The sequence below is a fragment of the Planococcus sp. ISL-110 genome (genome assembly GCF_018613575.1).
GTDB lineage: Bacteria > Bacillota > Bacilli > Bacillales_A > Planococcaceae > Planococcus.
On sequence record NZ_JAGGPX010000017.1, the window covers coordinates 1 to 19,052 of the forward strand.

The 19,052-nt window shown below is 47.6% G+C and carries 21 protein-coding genes and 7 tRNA genes; 23 read left to right on the plus strand and 5 right to left on the minus strand.

Annotation, left to right across the window (positions count from 1 at the left end):
- The first annotated feature begins 66 nt into the window (after positions 1-66).
- The 7 genes from J7I83_RS12085 (at position 67) to J7I83_RS12115 (ending at position 731) form a co-directional block, all read left to right on the plus strand.
- A tRNA-Thr gene (locus J7I83_RS12085) sits at positions 67-139 on the plus strand.
- Positions 140-195: 56 nt separating this feature from the next.
- Positions 196-270: transfer RNA gene (locus tag J7I83_RS12090), tRNA-Glu, on the plus strand.
- A gap of 7 nt (positions 271-277) precedes the next feature.
- Positions 278-353: transfer RNA gene (locus J7I83_RS12095), tRNA-Val, on the plus strand.
- Positions 354-373: 20 nt separating this feature from the next.
- Positions 374-457: transfer RNA gene (locus J7I83_RS12100), tRNA-Tyr, on the plus strand.
- A 13-nt stretch (positions 458-470) separates the two neighbouring features.
- Positions 471-545: transfer RNA gene (locus tag J7I83_RS12105), tRNA-Gln, on the plus strand.
- Between the two features lie 11 nt (positions 546-556).
- A tRNA-Lys gene (locus tag J7I83_RS12110) sits at positions 557-629 on the plus strand.
- Between the two features lie 29 nt (positions 630-658).
- Positions 659-731, plus strand: a tRNA-Ala gene (locus J7I83_RS12115).
- Between the two features lie 127 nt (positions 732-858).
- Here J7I83_RS12115 and J7I83_RS17860 read toward each other — a convergent pair.
- Positions 859-1,143 (minus strand): citrate/2-methylcitrate synthase, encoded by a 285-nt coding sequence (locus J7I83_RS17860; RefSeq protein WP_353048271.1) that lies wholly within the window; start codon positions 1,141-1,143, stop codon positions 859-861.
- 168 nt (positions 1,144-1,311) lie between these two features.
- Complete coding sequence (locus J7I83_RS17865; RefSeq protein WP_251047631.1) at positions 1,312-1,587, minus strand: citrate/2-methylcitrate synthase; 276 nt, start codon at positions 1,585-1,587, stop codon at positions 1,312-1,314.
- Between the two features lie 103 nt (positions 1,588-1,690).
- Between J7I83_RS17865 and J7I83_RS12125 the strand changes: the two genes are divergently transcribed.
- The 16 genes from J7I83_RS12125 to J7I83_RS12195 all read left to right on the plus strand — a co-directional run bounded on the left by J7I83_RS12125 (position 1,691) and on the right by J7I83_RS12195 (position 16,465).
- Complete coding sequence (locus J7I83_RS12125; RefSeq protein ID WP_251047632.1) at positions 1,691-2,443, plus strand: LysR family transcriptional regulator; 753 nt, start codon at positions 1,691-1,693, stop codon at positions 2,441-2,443.
- Positions 2,444-2,588: 145 nt separating this feature from the next.
- On the plus strand, positions 2,589-3,152 hold the full coding sequence (locus tag J7I83_RS12130; protein WP_215101090.1) for a GNAT family N-acetyltransferase: 564 nt from the start codon (positions 2,589-2,591) through the stop codon (positions 3,150-3,152).
- A 70-nt stretch (positions 3,153-3,222) separates the two neighbouring features.
- A complete protein-coding gene (gene rocF, locus J7I83_RS12135; RefSeq protein WP_215101092.1) occupies positions 3,223-4,131 on the plus strand; it encodes an arginase in 909 nt (302 codons plus the stop codon).
- A 191-nt stretch (positions 4,132-4,322) separates the two neighbouring features.
- Entirely contained in the window at positions 4,323-4,886 is a 564-nt protein-coding gene (gene sigW, locus J7I83_RS12140; protein ID WP_215101094.1) for an RNA polymerase sigma factor SigW, read from the plus strand.
- 12 nt (positions 4,887-4,898) lie between these two features.
- Positions 4,899-5,534: an anti-sigma factor family protein gene (locus tag J7I83_RS12145; RefSeq protein ID WP_215101096.1), complete on the plus strand. Its 636-nt coding sequence runs from the start codon at positions 4,899-4,901 to the stop codon at positions 5,532-5,534.
- A gap of 103 nt (positions 5,535-5,637) precedes the next feature.
- The gene (cdaA, locus tag J7I83_RS12150) at positions 5,638-6,474 is read left to right on the plus strand and encodes a diadenylate cyclase CdaA (protein WP_215101098.1); all 837 of its coding nucleotides are present in this window, start codon (positions 5,638-5,640) and stop codon (positions 6,472-6,474) included.
- Positions 6,467-7,471: a CdaR family protein gene (locus J7I83_RS12155; RefSeq protein ID WP_215101100.1), complete on the plus strand. Its 1,005-nt coding sequence runs from the start codon at positions 6,467-6,469 to the stop codon at positions 7,469-7,471. The genes cdaA and J7I83_RS12155 overlap by 8 nt, the downstream gene beginning before the upstream one ends.
- Positions 7,472-7,539: 68 nt before the next feature.
- Positions 7,540-8,889, plus strand: a complete 1,350-nt coding sequence (gene glmM / locus J7I83_RS12160) for a phosphoglucosamine mutase (protein WP_215101102.1) — start codon at positions 7,540-7,542, stop codon at positions 8,887-8,889.
- Positions 8,890-9,986: 1,097 nt separating this feature from the next.
- Positions 9,987-11,789, plus strand: coding sequence for a glutamine--fructose-6-phosphate transaminase (isomerizing) (glmS, locus tag J7I83_RS12165; protein ID WP_215101104.1), 1,803 nt, complete (start codon positions 9,987-9,989; stop codon positions 11,787-11,789).
- A gap of 303 nt (positions 11,790-12,092) precedes the next feature.
- A complete protein-coding gene (locus J7I83_RS12170; RefSeq protein WP_215101106.1) occupies positions 12,093-12,911 on the plus strand; it encodes an STAS domain-containing protein in 819 nt (272 codons plus the stop codon).
- A 375-nt stretch (positions 12,912-13,286) separates the two neighbouring features.
- The gene (locus J7I83_RS12175) at positions 13,287-13,769 is read left to right on the plus strand and encodes an SRPBCC family protein (protein WP_215101108.1); all 483 of its coding nucleotides are present in this window, start codon (positions 13,287-13,289) and stop codon (positions 13,767-13,769) included.
- Positions 13,770-13,998: 229 nt separating this feature from the next.
- A complete protein-coding gene (locus J7I83_RS12180; RefSeq protein ID WP_215101110.1) occupies positions 13,999-14,772 on the plus strand; it encodes a hypothetical protein in 774 nt (257 codons plus the stop codon).
- Between the two features lie 18 nt (positions 14,773-14,790).
- Complete coding sequence (locus J7I83_RS18120; protein ID WP_353048272.1) at positions 14,791-14,982, plus strand: hypothetical protein; 192 nt, start codon at positions 14,791-14,793, stop codon at positions 14,980-14,982.
- A 41-nt stretch (positions 14,983-15,023) separates the two neighbouring features.
- A complete protein-coding gene (locus J7I83_RS18125) occupies positions 15,024-15,215 on the plus strand; it encodes an HAD family hydrolase (protein ID WP_353048273.1) in 192 nt (63 codons plus the stop codon).
- A 36-nt stretch (positions 15,216-15,251) separates the two neighbouring features.
- On the plus strand, positions 15,252-15,716 hold the full coding sequence (locus J7I83_RS12190; RefSeq protein ID WP_215101112.1) for a hypothetical protein: 465 nt from the start codon (positions 15,252-15,254) through the stop codon (positions 15,714-15,716).
- A gap of 104 nt (positions 15,717-15,820) precedes the next feature.
- Positions 15,821-16,465, plus strand: coding sequence for an NUDIX hydrolase (locus J7I83_RS12195; protein ID WP_215101114.1), 645 nt, complete (start codon positions 15,821-15,823; stop codon positions 16,463-16,465).
- A gap of 85 nt (positions 16,466-16,550) precedes the next feature.
- On the opposite strand, the gene J7I83_RS12200 is transcribed toward J7I83_RS12195, so the two are convergent.
- Genes J7I83_RS12200 through pxpB form a run of 3 tightly spaced genes read right to left on the minus strand, consistent with a single transcriptional unit; the run spans position 16,551 to position 18,974 of the window.
- Positions 16,551-17,321: a LamB/YcsF family protein gene (locus tag J7I83_RS12200; RefSeq protein ID WP_215101116.1), complete on the minus strand. Its 771-nt coding sequence runs from the start codon at positions 17,319-17,321 to the stop codon at positions 16,551-16,553.
- Positions 17,318-18,292 (minus strand): 5-oxoprolinase subunit C family protein, encoded by a 975-nt coding sequence (locus tag J7I83_RS12205; protein ID WP_285228698.1) that lies wholly within the window; start codon positions 18,290-18,292, stop codon positions 17,318-17,320. The genes J7I83_RS12200 and J7I83_RS12205 overlap by 4 nt, the downstream gene beginning before the upstream one ends.
- Positions 18,276-18,974: a 5-oxoprolinase subunit PxpB gene (pxpB, locus tag J7I83_RS12210; RefSeq protein WP_215101118.1), complete on the minus strand. Its 699-nt coding sequence runs from the start codon at positions 18,972-18,974 to the stop codon at positions 18,276-18,278. The genes J7I83_RS12205 and pxpB overlap by 17 nt, the downstream gene beginning before the upstream one ends.
- Positions 18,975-19,052 lie beyond the last annotated feature (78 nt).

Sequence of the window (19,052 nt, forward strand, 5' to 3'; positions counted from 1 at the left end):
GTGAGAGTAGGACGTCGCTGGGCTATTCTATGTTTATTTTTTTGTACCTAATGATTCTTTTACCTTGCTTCCATAGCTCAGCAGGTAGAGTGCTTCCATGGTAAGGAAGAGGTCACCGGTTCGAATCCGGTTGGAAGCTTTTGTTTTCTTTTAGGAGTTTCTTAGCAGGAAGTTAAACATATTTATTTTAATCAAGGCCCCTTGGTCAAGCGGTTAAGACACCGCCCTTTCACGGCGGTAACACGGGTTCGAATCCCGTAGGGGTCACCAATTTTATGGAGGATTAGCTCAGCTGGGAGAGCATCTGCCTTACAAGCAGAGGGTCGGCGGTTCGATCCCGTCATCCTCCACCATTTTTTTGATAAGTGCATACGGTGGGGTAGCGAAGTGGCTAAACGCGGCGGACTGTAAATCCGCTCCTTCGGGTTCGGCAGTTCGAATCTGCCCCCCACCACCAGTTTTATTATACTTGGGGTATAGCCAAGCGGTAAGGCAACGGGTTTTGATCCCGTCATGCCCTGGTTCGAATCCAGGTACCCCAGCCATTTTTTATTATGAGCCATTAGCTCAGCTGGTAGAGCATCTGACTTTTAATCAGAGGGTCGAAGGTTCGAATCCTTCATGGCTCATTTTCAAATTCCTTGCGCCTGTTCAGCGCGGGGCCTTAGCTCAGCTGGGAGAGCGCGTCGCTGGCAGTGACGAGGTCAGGGGTTCGAGCCCCCTAGGCTCCATTGTTCCATGTGTATTTGTACTATCCATGTGTAAAAAAAGCTGTATCCATTAACTTGGATACGGCTTTTTTTTAGTTTCCGATGTATTTGGACTGAGGGCGGAAAATGACGTTGTTCTCCTGCTGCTCTAATGCACAGTCCATCCGACTATGCGGGCAATGCTGAATGTGGGTGTGAATAGCTCTGGCGGCATCGCAATCGATCGCATGATGGCTGAGGCATAGAATTCTACATTGGTGCAGAGCGAGCGCCCCGGTTTGCGTTCGTTCAGCAGCTCGGGGATGCGTGTCTCGGCAGCAGCCGCCAAGTCGAGCCATGAATCTTCCCCTTGCAGTTCCAGGCATTTCTTACGGAGAATAACTGACCGAGGGTCTTCTGTGGGCTGGTCGGTTCCTGGCCGTTGATCATCCACAGGTAGTTGGCTGTGTGTCCTAGATCGTCTCCTGAGCGTTTTGAAGGCGATAAAATGAAGCGGTCATCACTGGCAGTGCAGTTGTCAGCGCAATAGCCTGCTCTGGGGAGGGCAGAGTTTGGAAGTCGGCGTGGGTATAAGCTGATGCCAGCGTCCGCATAGCGTCCATTAAGGATGTTTCTTTTGGCAATAGCTGCGTGACGTGATGCCGGCAATATGCGCCGGCAGTTTACGGCAGTCGATCAATTGCTGTTGTAAGTTTGTTAGTTGCGCAGCATCGGGCCAATGGCCATGCCAAAGAAAATAGGCAGTTTCTTCGAACGACCTGCCCTGGATTAAGTCTGGCACCAATTGTCCCCGGTAGCGCAGTTCTCCCCGGTCTCCATCTACAGAAGCAATCGCTGTTTGAACAGCTACGACACCTTTCAATCCTTGCTGAAACATGAGAATTCCTCTTTTTCTTTTAGTTTAATCTCCTATCTTGATAAAAAAAATTAAAGATATATAATTGATACAATTAAGAATAGTAATTGAAATGGGGAACGTCATGGAAGTCCAGTGCTTAAGAACCTTCGTGGATGTTGCAGAAACCGTGAATTTCCGAATGACTTCGGAACGCTTGATGATGTCACAGCCCAGTGTCGCTGTCCATATCCGGTTGCTGGAAGAAAGTCTGGGTCTTTCTTTATTCAAACGCAGCCATAACCGGGTCTCCTTGACAGAAGAAGGGCGGCATTTTAAAGACAAGGCAGCACAGGTGCTGGAACAACTGGATGACAGTGTCGAAGAACTTCATTCCTTTGCGCAGGGTTACCGCGAAAAATGGATTTTGGCGATTTCCCCTTTGATGGCGGAAACGATTTTGCCTTATGTGCTGAAATTGTTTATAGGCCAGCATCCAGAAGTGGAATTGGTGATCCGCGTGGAAGAATCCGAGAAAATCCAAGCTCTGGTTGAATCAGAGCAGGTAACTGCAGGTATTTCGGTCTTGCCGCCTCTCGGACGGGCTATTGCTCAACGCGTTGTTTATGAAGATCCGCTGCTGTTCATTCTGCCAAGAGATACTTGTGATGACGAGAATGGGCCAGTCGTTTCAGTGGGGTGGGCATTGCGGAATTCGATCCTGTTTACGCATCATCATCCTGTGTTTTGGGAAGAGCTTCTAGGAAAACTGCGGCTTCATGTACCAGGCATTCGGACCATGAAAGTGATGCAGGCCCATATTGCCAAACGATTTATCCAAGAAGGGTTGGGGAGCCTCGTTTTTGCCAAAGTCGATGGTTCGGCGGGAGTTGGTTGAAGGGAGACTGATGGAAGCTCATTTCGACTTGTTTCCTCTTTCTATAGTCTCCACTTATTTTTTGACGAAAACGATGGGTGAGCTTGAAACACATTTTCTGCGGCGCATCCAGTTGGTATATTTTACTTAAAGAGGAGAGATAGGGATGATTATTGAATCGGATGGCATTCGTTTGCGTTTATTGAAGAGGGAAGATTTTGAAGCGTTGTGGGCGCTGTATACCCCGGAAATATTTGAACATATGCTTAATAAAGTAGAGTCTTTTGAAGACATGGTAACCTGGTTGGAAGCGGGTCTGAACCAATCGAACGTACTTATTTTTGTGGTGGAAAACCCGCAGACGGATGAGATCCTTGGCACCACACGCATATATGCAATTGACGAAACCAATAAAAGCTGTGAGATCGGCGCCACTTTCTACGCACAGTCTGCTCAGCGGACGCATGTCAATACGTCAGTCAAGCGCGCTTTGCTGAGTTACTGTTTTGAAGAGCGTGGCATGATCCGTGTACAATTCAAAACGGATGCCGACAATGTCCCCTCGCAGAAGGCCATTGAGCGCATCGGCGCTGTAAAAGAAGGGATATTGCGCAATGAACGCATCCGTTCGACCGGTAAGCCGAGAGACGCGGTGGTCTATTCAATCATTGATCAGGACTGGCCGAAAGTGAAAAAAGATCTCGCGGAAAAAATGAATAAATATACCTGATTTTGTCAGGTTGAGCCAAATAGACCTTAGCGGTTACAATGAATCTATCTTGCTAAGGGGGTATAAAATAATGAATAAATTAAACATATCTATTATTGGGGTTCCAATGGACCACGGACAAAATCGCCGCGGAGTCGACATGGGGCCAAGTGCTATCCGCTACGCTGGAGTAGTAGACCGTATTGAAGAATTAGGCCACACCGTATCAGACGAAGGGGACATTCAGATTGGCCATGCAGATGGCAGCGTCGATGCATCAACAAACCTGCGTAATTTGAAAGCGATTACGGAAGCGACAGAAGCGCTGGGCGATAAAGTATTCCAAGTGGCCGAAGCCGGTAATTTCCCATTGGTGCTAGGCGGCGACCACAGCATTGCCATCGGAACTCTTTCAGGGGTTTCCGAACGCCACGAAAACCTGGGCGTCATCTGGTATGATGCGCATGCGGACATGAACACCAGTGATACATCGCCATCCGGCAATATCCATGGTATGCCGCTTGCGGCGAGCTTTGGGCACGGCCATGAAAAACTGACGAACATCCGCGGCTATTCACCTAAAGTAAAGCCTGAAAACATCGTCGTCATCGGCGCACGCTCAGTAGACCCAGGCGAACGCCAGTTGATCAAAGAACACGGCATCCGCGTTTACAGCATGCACGAAATCGACAAAATGGGCATGAATGCGGTAATAGAAGATTCCATCCGCTATTTGAAAGAAGAGCGCAAGACGGATGCAGTCCATCTGTCGTTGGATCTTGATGGCATTGACCCGATGTACACACCAGGTGTCGGCACACCAGTTCCAGGCGGCATCAGCTACCGCGAGAGCCATTTAGCGATGGAAATGCTGTTTGATGCAGGCATCATTACTTCTGCTGAGTTTGTAGAAGTCAATCCGATTCTGGATGAAAAAAATCGGACAGCTGATGTAGCGGTTGCATTGATCGGTTCTTTATTCGGCGAAAAATTATTGTAATCAAAAACAGGCGAAAGCCTGTTTTTTTTATGCCGTGAAACAGGAAACTTTTTCGGATGGAAAACGTTTCGAAATTAGTTGGATTTATTTGGGTATTGTCTGATACGATAGAATAAGAAAAAATAATTGAAACTTTTAGAGACAAGGGACGTATATAAAGTACAGCCGCATAGGCGGAGGGAAATGAGATCATGGATGCGTTAGTCAATAAACGAATAGCTAAGGTACTAAAAGGCGATCAGAACGCATTCGCCGAAATCGTGGAGCTTTACCAGCACCAGCTGTATCAAATCTGCTACCGGATGCTTGGCAACAAGCAGGAAGCAGAAGATATTGCCCAGGAAGCTTTTATGCGCGCTTATGTAAATATCCACACGTTTGATCAGAAGCGTAAATTTTCGACATGGCTGTACCGCATCGCCACCAATCTGTGCATCGACCGAATCCGTAAGAAAAAACCGGACTATCACCTGGATGCTGAAGTGCGCGGGACGGAAGGCTTGAACATGTATTCGAAAATTGCCAATGACGATGAGCTTCCGGAAGAAGAGTTGATGCGGATGGAAGTTCAGGAGCGGGTACAGTACGAAATCAGCCGCTTGCCAGATAAGTACCGTGCCGCTATTGTATTAAAGTATATTGAAGAATTGCCGCTGGCGGAAATCAGTGAGATCTTGGATTTGCCGTTGGGTACGGTAAAGACACGTATACACCGAGGGCGAGAAGCTCTTCGCAAGCAATTGAGCAATTTGTAGGAGGCGAGCGCGATGAATGCGTGTCCGGAAAACGTGATTCATCTAATGGACGATTACCTTGATGGGGATATCAGTCCAAGCGATGAGAGACAATTAAGAGAGCACTTGGAGAGCTGCAGCGATTGCAGAAAGCAGTATCAGGCATTAAGCAAAACCATTGCATTTGTCCAAAGTGCATCACATATACAGGCACCTTCTAATTTTGTCCAGAAGACCATGGGGCGTCTGCCGAAAGAAAGGCAAGGGGCAAGTGTCCAGCGCTGGTTCAGAAGACATCCGATGCTGGCAGCTGCAGCGCTGTTCTGCGTATTGATGAGCGCGGCATTATTTACGAACTTCAACGACGATCAGCAATTTTCTTTTACCAAGCAGCCGAATCTGGTGGTAGAGGCCCAGACAGTGGTGGTTCCTAAAGGACACACAGTAGTCGGCGACTTGACTGTGCGCAATGGCGATTTGCGCGTGGAAGGCGAGCTTCACGGAGATGTGACGATCATCAATGGCCAATACATGGCCTCGGGCGGGGTCATTACCGGTGAAATTGAGGAAATTGACAAAGCGTTTGAATGGCTGTGGTACACCATTAAAAATGGCTTAAAAGATGCAGCCGCTATTTTTGACACAGACGACAGCCAAACAAAAGAGTAAAACCTATCCTCTCCTAAAGGATGGGTTTTTTCTATGAAGGCAAGCCCAATTCACTTATGATATACTGAACGTATATGCAGATGTAGAAAAGCGAGGGTTGCAGATGCCTTTTTTGGAAAATTTAACAGACCAAACACCACTCGAACTTCTAGGGAATATTATTGATATTTTATTAGTTTGGTTCGTTATCTATAAATTGATCACCGTCATCAAAGGAACAAGGGCTGTTCAATTGCTGAAAGGGATCTTTGTCATTATTATCGCGCGCCTTGTAACGCAAGCACTCAACCTGGAAACACTGGGCTGGATCATGCAACAGGTACTGGAATGGGGCTTCCTGGCCATCATCATCATTTTCCAGCCAGAGCTGCGCCGTGCACTTGAACAGCTCGGCCGCGGCAAGCTGTTCTCCAGCAGTACGCTGAATGAAGAGTCCGAACGCAATCGGTTGATCGAAGCGATGTCCAAATCCGTCAGCTATATGGCCAAACGGCGAATCGGGGCATTGGTGTCGATAGAACGTGAAACGGGTTTGAGCGAATACATCGAGACCGGCATTCCGATGAATTCGGATATTACGTCCGAGCTGCTGATCAATTTGTTCATTCCGAATACACCGCTGCACGATGGAGCGGTGATTGTACAAAAAAACCGGATTGCCGCCGCGGCCTGCTATTTGCCGCTGTCTGAAAGTCCGTTCATTTCGAAGGAGCTGGGAACGCGCCACCGTGCAGCCCTTGGCATCAGTGAAGTGACCGATGCGATCACGATTGTCGTGTCGGAAGAAACAGGTGCCATCAGCCTGACGGCGAATGGCGATTTGCACCGCAATTTGTCACTGGAAGACTTCGAAGTGAAGCTGCGCCGAATCTGGTTCGGCGCAGCACAGCAGGAAGTCGCTCTTTCCTGGTGGAATTGGAGGGGGAAAAAAAATGGATAAGATGATGGACAATCGCTGGTTTTTACGGATTACGGCGCTGCTGTTGGCCTTCCTTTTATTTTTCTCCGTGAAGGCGGAAGATAATACCACAGGGACAACAGACGCCGGTCGGACGTCGGAAGTGATTGAAGATGTGGAACTGGAGGTATACTACGATAATAGCCTCATGGTCAGTGGTGTACCAAAAACAGCAGATCTGCATTTGAACGGTCCTGTCAGTATTATACAGACCGCCCGTCAACTGGAAGACTTCACATTGTTTGTGGATTTGCGCAATTTGCCGATGGGCGAGCATCAAGTCCCAATTCAAACCGAAAATCTGTCTGAACAATTAAATATCCGCGTAGATCCGGCGTTTGTGAATGTTGTGATTGAAGAGCGGGTGTCTCAGGAGTTCCGCATCGATCCGGAAATAAATGAACGAATGCTGGCGGACGGCTTTATTTTGGATAGCGTGGCTGTCAAACCGGAAACGGTGACGGTGACCGGTCCAAAAAGCATGATTGATGCCATCAGCTTTGTCAAAGCAACAGTTTCCGGGGAGCAGGGAGTAAAGGAATCCTTTACGACGGCGGCCCATGTCCGTGTCTTGGCAGAGGATTTGACGAAGCTGGAAAATGCGGAAATTGAACCCGCAGAAGTGGAAGTAGAAGTAGATGTCGTTGAATACAGCAAGGTAGTGCCGGTGAGAATCGAACCGACCGGTGAAGCCCGTGCAGGCATTACCATCACTGGTTGGAGTACATCCACCGAAGAAGTCCGCGTTTTCGGACCGGAAACGGTCGTGGATGAACTTACCGAATATGTGATCAAAGTGGATGCCGCAAGCGTCACTGCAGAGGACAGCACATTGGAAATCGAGCTGGAAAGCCCTTCTGGTGCTTCTGCGGTATCACCAGGGCAAGTCACGGTAGAGGCGGAAACGATTGTCGATGGCTCTGCACAGGCCCCAGAAGATCTTGGGAGTTCAGATACCGCTGAAGACACAACACCATAAAGGCAATAAAGAAGCGAAAGCTTAAATAAAACAATCAGAAGCAAATGGTTGAAGGAGCGAAAATTAGAATGGGAAAATATTTTGGAACAGATGGAGTACGGGGAGTTGCCAATACGGAGCTGACACCTGAACTGGCTTTTAGATTAGGACGCATTGGCGGATATATCTTAACGAAAAGTGCAAAAGACAAACCGAAAGTGCTAATTGGCCGCGATACACGTATTTCAGGTGAAATGCTGGAAGGCGCTTTGGCTGCCGGACTGCTTTCTGTAGGCGCAGAAGTTATGCGTCTTGGCGTCATCAGTACACCAGGCGTTTCTTACTTGACGCGCGTCATGAGCGCTGAAGCGGGTGTCATGATTTCTGCCTCGCACAATCCTGTAGAAGACAACGGCATCAAATTCTTCGGTTCAGACGGCTTTAAGTTGTCAGATGCGCAGGAAGCGGAAATTGAAGCCTTGCTGGACGGCAGTGAAGATCTACTACCGCGCCCGACTGGCGGCGATCTTGGCAGCATCACGGATTACTTTGAAGGCGGCCAGAAATACCTGCAGTACCTGAAGCAGACAGTCGATGAAGAATTCGCTGGCATCCTTGTGGCGCTTGATTGTGCGCATGGTGCAACGTCTACATTGGCGACGCATGTATTTGCGGATCTGGATGCAGACATCACGTCAATGGGAGCTTCACCGAACGGCTTGAACATCAACGCCGGAGTGGGTTCTACTCATCCAGAGAAATTGGCGGAACTGGTTCTTGCTAAAGGTGCGGATATCGGACTTGCATTCGACGGTGACGGTGATCGCCTGATTGCAGTGGACGAAAAAGGCCAAATCGTGGACGGCGATCAGATTATGTACATTTGCGCCAAGCACCTTCATTCAGAAGGCCGCCTGAAAAAAGATACAGTGGTTTCAACTGTCATGAGCAATATGGGCTTCTATAAAGCATTGGAAAACCACGGCATGAAGAGCAACAAGACCGCTGTCGGCGACCGTTATGTAGTGGAAGAAATGAAGAAAAACGGCTATAACCTGGGTGGCGAGCAATCCGGCCACATTATTTTCCTGGATTACAATACGACGGGTGATGGCTTATTGACTGGCTTGCAGCTTGTCAATATCATGAAAATCACTGGCAAGAAATTGTCCGAGTTGGCGTCTGAAATGACCATCTTCCCGCAAAAACTTGTGAATATTCGTGTAACGGACAAACATGCCGTTACAGACAACGCCAAAGTGGCAGCTGTCATTGCCAAAGTGGAGACTGAGATGAACGGCAACGGCCGCGTGCTTGTGCGTCCATCGGGTACAGAACCGTTGGTGCGTGTTATGGTAGAAGCAGCTTCTGCAAAAGACTGTGAAAACTATGTGGAAAGCATTGCGGAAGTTGTACGCAGCGAAATGGGCTTGAACTAATCAAATACAGCAATCTGGAGGCCGTAAGCATCTTTGCTTACGGTCTTTTTGTATGTGAAGAAGTCGCTCCAGACGGACGCTTTCTTATCGGTAGTCAAGGATTTTTCTGATGGATTAGCCAGGAGAGGCAAGGAAGCGAGGAGTTCGAATAGGGTGCTTGGCGTTCCGGCGCTCGCGCCCAAGCCTCCTCGCTCGCACTGCTCTCTGCGGGGTCTCGGTCGTCTCGCTATCCCGCGAGTTGAGCACCTGCACGCCAAGCAACCGGCAAGCAGGAAACAAAGAGAAAATCGGCAGGCCAAATAAACCTGGCGATCCTTCTTTTTATCGTGGGGATTGTGTGTTGGAAGAGAATGCGTTAGCGAAGCCTTGCCGGATTCGTGCTGATAGAGTCGTCTGTGTTGGATAAGGTGAAATGCGACTTTCAAGACTTATTCATACAGGCAATCACCGCAACCTGATGGGACATTGCATTGAGTACTTTTTTAATGATCCACAATGGCATTTTGCATCTTCGCCCACCAGGAGATCCTATTCATCAACATGTTGTACAGGGTTTTTCACAGCCGCTTATTTCCATTTCCGCGTTTATTGATTCGGTCCTTGTACTGAAGTTTGGCCGATTGCTGGCACACTTTGCCTGGTTTTTTTGCTTGAAGCATCCCTAAAGCGGCCGAAGCGGCTTCTTTAAGTATTTTTATAAGATGAAATATAAAAAAAGGAAAAAGAACCAGTTAACGGAAAAATTTGGTGATATAGACCTAAATAACTATCTGCTTTAATTGACGAGATTGTGTGAAAGCTGTATGATAATAAAGTCGGTTTACTACCGTAGCAAAAGGGGGATAGTAGTTAGTGCGAGGAAAACAATTACAGCGCCTGTACTGAAGAAATCGGACGGATCAGTCATCTTCAGTAGACGAGGAGAAGGAGTATCGAGATTTCGGCGGATACCTTCCGGCCGTGAAGCCCGGTCGTTATGTCCATTCTTAAAACAGTCGAGCGATCGATTGGACAACAAGATGGATGGGCTCAACCAGAAGTGTTTGTGAAACAGACAAATACTCATTTGATTTTTAGAAAAACGGAGGAATTAGACTATGTGTGGAATTGTTGGATATATTGGAGAAAATGACTCGAAAGAAATTTTATTGAAAGGCTTGGAACGTTTGGAGTACCGTGGGTATGATTCAGCAGGAATTGCTGTTCGCAACGGCACGGGCGTAACAGTCTTCAAAGAAAAAGGGCGCATTGCAGATCTTCGCGGCGTCGTGGAAGAAGAAGTGATGGGGACTACAGGAATCGGCCATACACGCTGGGCTACTCATGGCAAACCGAACCGCATTAATGCTCACCCGCACCAGAATACATCTGACCGTTTCACAATCGTGCATAACGGCGTGATTGAAAACTACCACCACATTCAGCGCGATTATTTGGCTGGCGTGGCTATGGAGTCGGATACAGATACAGAAATCATCGTTCAATTGATCGGTAAGTTTGTTGAAGAAGGCCATACAACACAAGAAGCCTTCAGCAAAGCTCTTACCTTACTGAAGGGTTCATATGCGATTGCATTATTGGACGGGGAAGAAGAACAAACGATTTTCGTAGCGAAAAACAAAAGCCCGTTGCTTGTGGGACTTGGCGAAGATTTTAATGTCGTAGCATCTGATGCGATGGCTATGCTTCAATTGACAGATCAGTTTGTCGAATTGATGGATAAGGAAATCGTCATCGTCCGCAAAGATAGCGTGGAAATTTTGACCTTGGAAGGCGAGACAGTTAGCCGTCTGCCGTTCACTGCAGAAATCGACATGAGCGATATCGAAAAGGGGACTTACCCTCATTACATGCTGAAGGAAATTGACGAGCAGCCAGCGGTTGTCCGTAAAATTGTTCAGGCGTATCAGAACGAAAATGACAAATTGACCATCCAACCGGAAATCCTAAACGCGATGCAGGCTGCTGACCGCATCCATATTATTGCGGCTGGAACAAGCTACCACGCAGGATTGATCGGAAAAGAATACATCGAGAAATTAGCAGGCATCCCAGTTGAAGTTCATGTTTCAAGCGAATTCGGCTATAACATGCCCCTGCTGTCGGAAAACCCATTGTTCATCTTTATTTCCCAATCAGGGGAAACAGCGGACAGCCGCCAGGTATTGGTGAAAATCAAAGAACTGGGCCATGCCTCATTGACCATCACAAACGTAGCAGGATCTACTTTGTCACGTGAGTCTGACCATACCTTATTGTTGTATGCAGGTCCTGAAATTGCCGTTGCTTCGACTAAGGCTTACACAGCTCAATTGGCAGTATTGTCTATTTTGGGTGCAGTAACAGCGGAAGCACGCGGCATCGATATTGGTTTTGACTTGGTTCAGGAACTTGGAATTGTTGCGAATGCCATTCAAGCGCAAGTTGATTCGAAAGAAGAAATGGAGCAGATTGCTTCAGACTACTTGTCTACAACACGCAGTTGTTTCTTTATCGGCCGTGTCATGGATTATTTCGTTGGACTTGAAGGGTCATTGAAATTGAAAGAGATTTCATATATCCAGGCAGAAGGCTTTGCCGGTGGCGAATTAAAACACGGAACAATCGCTTTGATCGAAGAAGGCACACCGGTTATCGCTCTTGCAACACAAGAGTCGGTTAACTTGAACATCCGCGGAAACGTTAAAGAAGTAGCGGCACGCGGCGCTCACACATGCATCATTTCAATGGAAGGCCTGCAAGAAGAAGGCGACAGCCTGGTCCTTCCGAAGGTCAACGAATTGTTGTCACCGCTCGTATCGGTCATCCCGATGCAGCTGATCAGCTATTACGCAGCGCTTCACCGCGACTGTGACGTTGATAAGCCACGCAACTTGGCGAAATCAGTAACAGTGGAATAATAAAGTCAGCTGCTGGCTAGACTATACCCCCTTTTTGGATTAATATCCGAAGGGGGTTTTGCTTTTTGCAGTATTAAAAGATATGGTAAATGAGGAGCAGAAATAACCTTGTTATCTTTTATTTAAGCAGGTAGCTACAAAGAATTTTTCTAAATAGTTAATAAGACGAGAGAACTTGAAGCTCTGGAAATTATCAATCGGGTACTTTTTTAAGAAATGGACAAAGATTAGCCTTGGATTTCCCATCCCATCCCCTGCCAAATGGTATACTTAATGTAGCATAAAGAAAAAGGTGTGAATTGAATGTCTTCGTTTAATGACTTTTCCCAATACATAAGTGAAAATGCTGAATCGTTATCAGCGGAAGTGGTTGAATCGGTAGTGCAGGAGATGAACCTGGAGATTCCCCAATGGGAAAAAGAGCAGGCCGCCAGCATGTATGTTGAGCTTCTCGGATTTTTCGGGCAATCCCTTCCGGAAGGGAACCGCATTGAAGTTCCGGATTCGTTGATCCAGTGGAGCAAAAAGAATGCGGAAATGCAGGTGGCTTCCGGCGGCAAGATTTCGGAAATTGTCATTCGTTATCCAGTGACGCGGCAAGTTTTTTCGGAGATTTTTACGCGGCTCAGCCTGCAGTTCGGATTGACGGTAGTGGAAAATGCCAAAGCAACCAGAGGCATTGATGCAATACTGGATGTTAGTTTAAATGAAACATTCTATGCTTTTGAGCGGCTGTCGGAACGGTACCAGGCAGAAACCCAGATGGAACTGCTCAATCTGTCAGCGCCAATCGTACCGGTTCTTGATGACGTCGTTGTCCTGCCACTAATTGGTGTGATGGACAGCTACCGGATTACGCATATCTTAAACAATGTCATTCCGAGAATTGCGGAGATGAACGTCAATCATGTCGTCATTGATTTTTCAGGTGTTTTGACCATTGACGACCATATTGCGCAGTCGATCCAGCAGATCGGTGGGACACTCCAATTGATGGGCATTCATGTAGTAATTGCCGGATTACGGCCGGACCTGGTCCAGACCATCGTTTACAGCGGTATTGATATGCTCGATGTGGATTCCTATGCGACGGTGAAACAGGCATTGGAAAGCGTAAGATAGTTTAAAAATCCTGGTGTAGAATAAAGCCAAAAAATCACCTTTGCAGATTAATCTGCAAAGGTGATTTTTTTGTTCAAAACGATAAAGAATAAAGGAATGGTGGGGCTGAAGTGCAATCATTAAACTTAATGTTTTATTAAAGTAGTGAAAGCTGTGATATTTTCGGTTTGGTCACTATATAAAAGCGAGAAATTACCCTGTTTCTGTCTTTTGAATCGGGTATATGACTGCATGTCTGCAAGTTAGCAAAAATAGGGCCGCCTTATTTCACGACAAAAGGCAATGAGGATTATATTGCCTGATAAAAAGTTCTGGGTTACACTGATGGCAATAAAACGCACGGCTGTCTATTCCAATTCGGAAAGGATGATTCAGATGACAACTTCAACTGTCGTGTTATCAATGGCGCGCCGTTTCAATGCTAGTGACAAAGCAGTTTATGAGGCATGGACCAACCCGGAACTCATGAAGAAATGGCTGTTCACGCAAGAGGACACCAACCAAGTGGCGAAGAATGTGTTGCGTGCAGGCGGCAGCTGGGAAATCGTCGATCGCCGGGAAGGCGTGGAGTACCGGGCGATTGGCGAATACTTGGAATTAAAGCCGCCGCATAAGCTGATGTTCAGCTTCAAGATGCCACAGCTCAGCGACCATGAAGACCGTATCACGGTTTGGATTTCGATGGTGCAGAAAAGTTGTGAAATGGCCTTTGTCCAGGAGATTGTCGTGCCGCATGAAGAGGGTTGGACACAAGAGGACGTCAAGCGAACCGGTACAGAGTCTAGCGAGAAAAGCCGCGCAGGCTGGGGCTTGATGTTTGAGAATTTAAAGAAGCTGGTTGAACAAAGAGTAGAGTAGAGAAGAGATTGAGATAGCTCCTGTAAAAGGGAGCTGCCTTTTGTTGAAGAACTTTATTCGAAGACTGTAGAGTAGTTGAAACACAAGTATGCAGCAAAAGAGCAGACCCACAGCCCTGTTCCTTTTTGTTTTATCGCAGCCGAATATCTGAAGTTTTTTTGATGGTGGAAGGAATTTCTATAGGAAAAACAGAAGTAATAGCCATACGAAAAAAGAGAAGGTGGAGGAAATGGAAGCACCGGCAGAAATCCTTTCCGTATGGCGGCAGTTTGATGGTTTTCCGATGGAGACCTTGACCAAAGCCTGGCATTATCAGCAGTCTGGCGAGCAAAAGCAGCGCAGTGTAGCACTGATGAAACAGCATCGCGACCAATTCGGTATCACCGGAAATTGTTTTGATTTGGCGATTTGGCTGCTGGCAGCTTTTGATGAGGCCGGCGTGAAAGCCTATCCGGTAGGCAGCGGCCTGGGAACGGAACAGTCACATGCAGCGATCATGGCTGAAGACGCGGATGGAAGCAGGTTCCTATGCGATTTAGGAGATCAGTGGATCCAGCCGATTCTGGTTGATGTGGACAACCCTGAGTTTAAAAGCGATAGACTGCCAGGGTTTTTCCCCGGAGCGGAAGTTCAGATAGCGCCGGCTGATAAAAAAATTGAGGTCATTTATTACCGGCCGAATGGCAAACAGTCCAATCAGGTCTATGGAATAGATGCGGTGGAACGCAAGGATTTTTTAGAAGCGGCTGAATATTCCCAGCACCATATTCATCCGAAACCGCTGGTCGAGGTTCGGCTGAGGGGAAAAGGCGAAACCGTCCATTGGGAATTCGACAATTGGGAAAGTTTTTTAAGTACGAGCACCAGGCTCTACAAGGATTCCCCGATTGAAACGATGGAGCAATGGGTTGAAAGAATACATGAAAAAACGCATTATGATAAAGAATTTCTAATGGAATCCTTAGGCTTTTACCAGAGGTTGAATCTGGGAAGCAGCGAATGAAGGGACTGGAGAATTGGAATGATCAAAGCCGTTATTTTTGATTTGGATGGCACTTTATTAGACCGGGACAGTTCGCTGGCAGCGTTTGTAGTTGAGCAGTACAACCGATTAAGCGAACATTTAAAGCATATTCCAATAGATCTTTTCATCAAACGGCTTATCGAATTGGATGCCAAAGGCTATGTTTGGAAAGACCGGTTCTATCAGTAGTTAATCGAGGAGTTCAAAATTGAAAGGATAAGTTGGCAAACTTGGGCGTTTCACCGGGCGAAGCTATCTATATCGGAGATCATCCGAAAAATGACATACAGGCTCCAAAAGCAATCGGCATGAAGGCCATTTGGAAAAAAGACGAGCATTGGAGCTGTCTGGATGCAGACGGGGAAATTGATGGCTTAAGCGAAGTCACTGGACTGGTTAGGCGTTTGAATACCGAGGATTAATGTGCTTATAGGGAGAAAAGGGCAGGTGAAGCATGCATGGAACTTAAAACGCAATTGCAGTTTGAACTTACCGAATTCGCAGATGACCGGGAATTGGGGCGGATACCGGCGATTGGAAACTATGACTACTGGCTCCTTTTAATGGAATATTTTCTGGCCAAATCCGATCTCTTTGAAATCCATTGCTTCGATGAAGAAACGGAAACAATTGTTGAGCTCACTTTAAATTTACCTGGATTATTCGATATCGATCAAAAGCAGGGAATGACCATTTTTTCCGGACTTCTGACATTGGACATCGCTGAATTCCTGATGACCCGGCATGTCAGCAGAAAGAATAAGCTAAAGTGGTTTTCGGTTTTCCTCAGCAGAGGAGAGCAGCACATTTTCTCTTCAGAGCATTGGGGCACCGAATTTTTCGTTCCAGACATTACGGAAGAAGACCTGCTGTTCATCAAGCATGTCGCGCCAGACGATGCCCGGTTTAACCAATATACCTAATTTGACTTAAGGGCAAGCAGATCAAGCTATTATTGGGGAGGCTGAGGCCGGCCGGATAAATGGCCGGTTTTTTTGCGATGCTAAAAGAAAAAAGGGGCACGGAAATGGAGACGGAAAAAATACGCATTTACGATGAACAGGGAATACAACAAGGCATAGCTGACCGGAAGGCTGTACATGAAAATGGCTATTGGCATGAAACTTTTCATTGCTGGTTGGCTGGCCGCCAAGGCAATAGGAACGTCGTGTATCTTCAGCTGCGCAGTGAAGATAAGAAGGACTTTCCAGGGCTTTTCGACATCACGGCAGCAGGCCATCTGTTGGCGGACGAAACAGTTGAAGATGGCATCAGGGAAATCCAGGAAGAGCTTGGTATTCAAGTGGATTTTACTGATCTGACCCCTCTTGGAATGATCAAGGATCAAATTGCGTTGCCCGGTTTTCTGGATAATGAACGCTGCCAGTGCTTCTTATACCAGGATTTAGAGAACGTTGATGTTAGGTTTGAGTTGCAGTTGGAAGAAGTGTCCGGCATGGCAAAGCTTGATTTTGAGGCATTGGAAGATTTATTTGCGGGAAAGGAAGAAAGAGTGGACATCGAAGGCTTTGAGATACTATCGGATGGCAGCAAGAGAATTTTTAACAGGGCGATCAGCTTAAAGGATTTGGTGCCGCACAGTCCAGTTTACTTCGAAAAGATTGCTGAGCTGATTGGGCAGGAGTTAAGCAAGAGAATCTTTTATACATGAAGAAAAGCAATGCCCCGGTAATGGGCATTGCCTTTTTTGATGATCGCCACTTTCTTTCCGCGATCAAAATCCTCCGCGGTTCGTACTAGACGAATTCGCTTACTTTAAGAATCTCGATATCTGCCTCTTTCAAGGATCTCGAAATCTGGATGGCAAAATCGAGTGCATGAATGCCATCCCCGTGAATGCAGACGGTCTCCGCCTGGAGCTCGGCATCACCACTTTCAACAGTGGCGACTTTGTTCTCCTTGACCATGCGAATAACTTGATCGATGGCGATCCGGGGATCGGTGATCAATGCATTGCTTTCCGTCCTCGGCGTCAATGAGCCGTCTCTTTGATAGGTTCGGTCGGAGAAGACTTCGTTGGCTGTCCGCAGCCCAATTTTCTCGCCAGCTTTGGTAATTTCACTGCCTGATAGGCCGAACAGCACCAGCTCTGGATCGATTTTATAGACGGCTTCAGCAATGGCTTCTGATAAGGCGGCATTTTTTACAGCCATATTGTATAAAGCGCCGTGCGCTTTCACATGCTGCAGCTGGCCTCCTTCTGCTTTGACAAATCCCGACAAGGCACCGATTTGATAGATGGTCAGATCATAGGCTTCCTGAGGCGACAAGGCGATGTTTCGGCGTCCGAATCCGACCAGATCCTGAAGGCCTGGATGAGCACCGATGCCGACGTTTTTTTCGAGCGCCAATTTGACGGTCTTGCGCATGGTCGCTGGGTCCCCGGCGTGAAAGCCGCAGGCAATATTCGCTGACGTTACGTAATCGAGTATTTCTTCATCATTGCCCATCCTATAGGCACCGAAGCTTTCCCCCATATCGCAGTTCAAATCCACTTTATACTTCATGTCCATTCCTCCCATTTCAACTGGATTGCAGCTTTTATTTGGCGAATCGACTGTTCCTGCTCGATCCAACGTTGTTGGGCGTCTGCCATGGAGATCTTTTTGAAACGCAGCTGTTGCCCTTGCTTTAATTGGCTGATGAGGGGCAAGTCTACAGACGCAACCTGTCCGATCTTCGGATAGCCGCCCGTCGTTTGGCGATCTGCCAGCAGGACAATCGGGTTGCCGTCCCCGGGTACCTGGACAGAGCCGAAAGCCACCGCTTCCGAAATCAGTTCTGCGGGAGTTTCAAGTGCCAGGCAAGGGCCTTCCAGCCTGTATCCCATTCGGTCAGAATTGGGTGAAACGGCAAAAGCCTCCTGAAAGATTCGCGCTTTGCTGGCTTCGTCGAATAAGTCGAATTGCCGTCCTGGCATCATCCGGATCACCGGTTCTTCAAAATAACGGGCAGGTGGCAGCAGCCAATCAAACCCTTTTTCACTATGCTGCAATACTTTTTGTTGAAGAGAAGCTTGGCCAACTGGAAGTTCATCGCCTTTTTCCAAAGCCCTTCCTTGGAATCCGCCGATTCCGGCGCGCAGGTAAGTAGACCGGCTGTCCATCACTTTCTGTACGTTGATGCCGCCGGCGATGGCCAAATAACAGCGGGCACCTACGCGAGGCTCACCAAACGTCAAGGTATTGCCTTTTCTGACAGCAAGGGTTTGCCATGTGCGTACCGTACTGCCATCCACTTTGGGGCTCAGGTCTCCACCGCATACAGCGATGAGCGCATCTTCGGTGAATTGGATAGCGGGTCCGACCAATGTAATTTCAAGAGTTGCCGCCTGTTCGTTATTGCCGACCAATAAATTGGCCAGGCGGTGTGCGAAAGGATCCATCGCGCCGCTGGCAATGACACCGTATTTCTGGAAGCCGGTCCGGCCCAAGTCCTGCACAGTGGTCTGCAGTCCGCTTTTAAGGATTTTCAACATCTGGATGTTCCTCCCATGCACAATAGTCGTCTTCTGAAATTTCCTTGAAAATCACTTTGTCACCTGCCCGGAGCAGGCTGGGGATGCTATTTTCGGGCAGGAACAAGCGAAGCGGTGTTCTGCCGATCAACTGCCAGCCTCCCGGGGTTTCAATCGGGTAAACACCGGTCTGCATGCCGGCAATGCCTACTGTCCGTTCGGGGATGCGGAGGCGTGGTGAATCGCGCCTCGGCGCTGCAATTCGCTCGGACATCCCTCTAAGAAAGGGAAAGCCCGGCGCAAAACCGATCATGTTGACCGAATAATCACCGGAAGTGTGGATATCGATGACTTCACGTGGCGTCAGCCCATTATGCTGCGCCACCAATTCTAGGTCAGGGCCGAATTCACCGCCATAGCAGACGGGTATTTCAACGGTTCTGGATTCAACAGCACGGTCTTCACCGAGATGCGTCAAAAGTTCCGTCAATTCGGTTCGGACATTATCGTATGTGGCTATGCACGGATCGTAAAAGACAGTTACGGTTGTGAATGCCGGAATAAATTCAACCATCCATGCCGGCTTCCGGCTTTCGAGCAGAGCCGATACTTTTTTGACCAGCTGTTCTGTTTGTTCATTGATTTCATTGCCGAGTTCAATGACAATTGCTTGGTCGCCGAGTGGTGAAAAAGAAGGATTCACAGCTCAACCTCCCTGTATAATTATTCTGATTACTTATAGTAGTATACGGTTTCGAGCCGATTAACGAAAGTGGGCAGC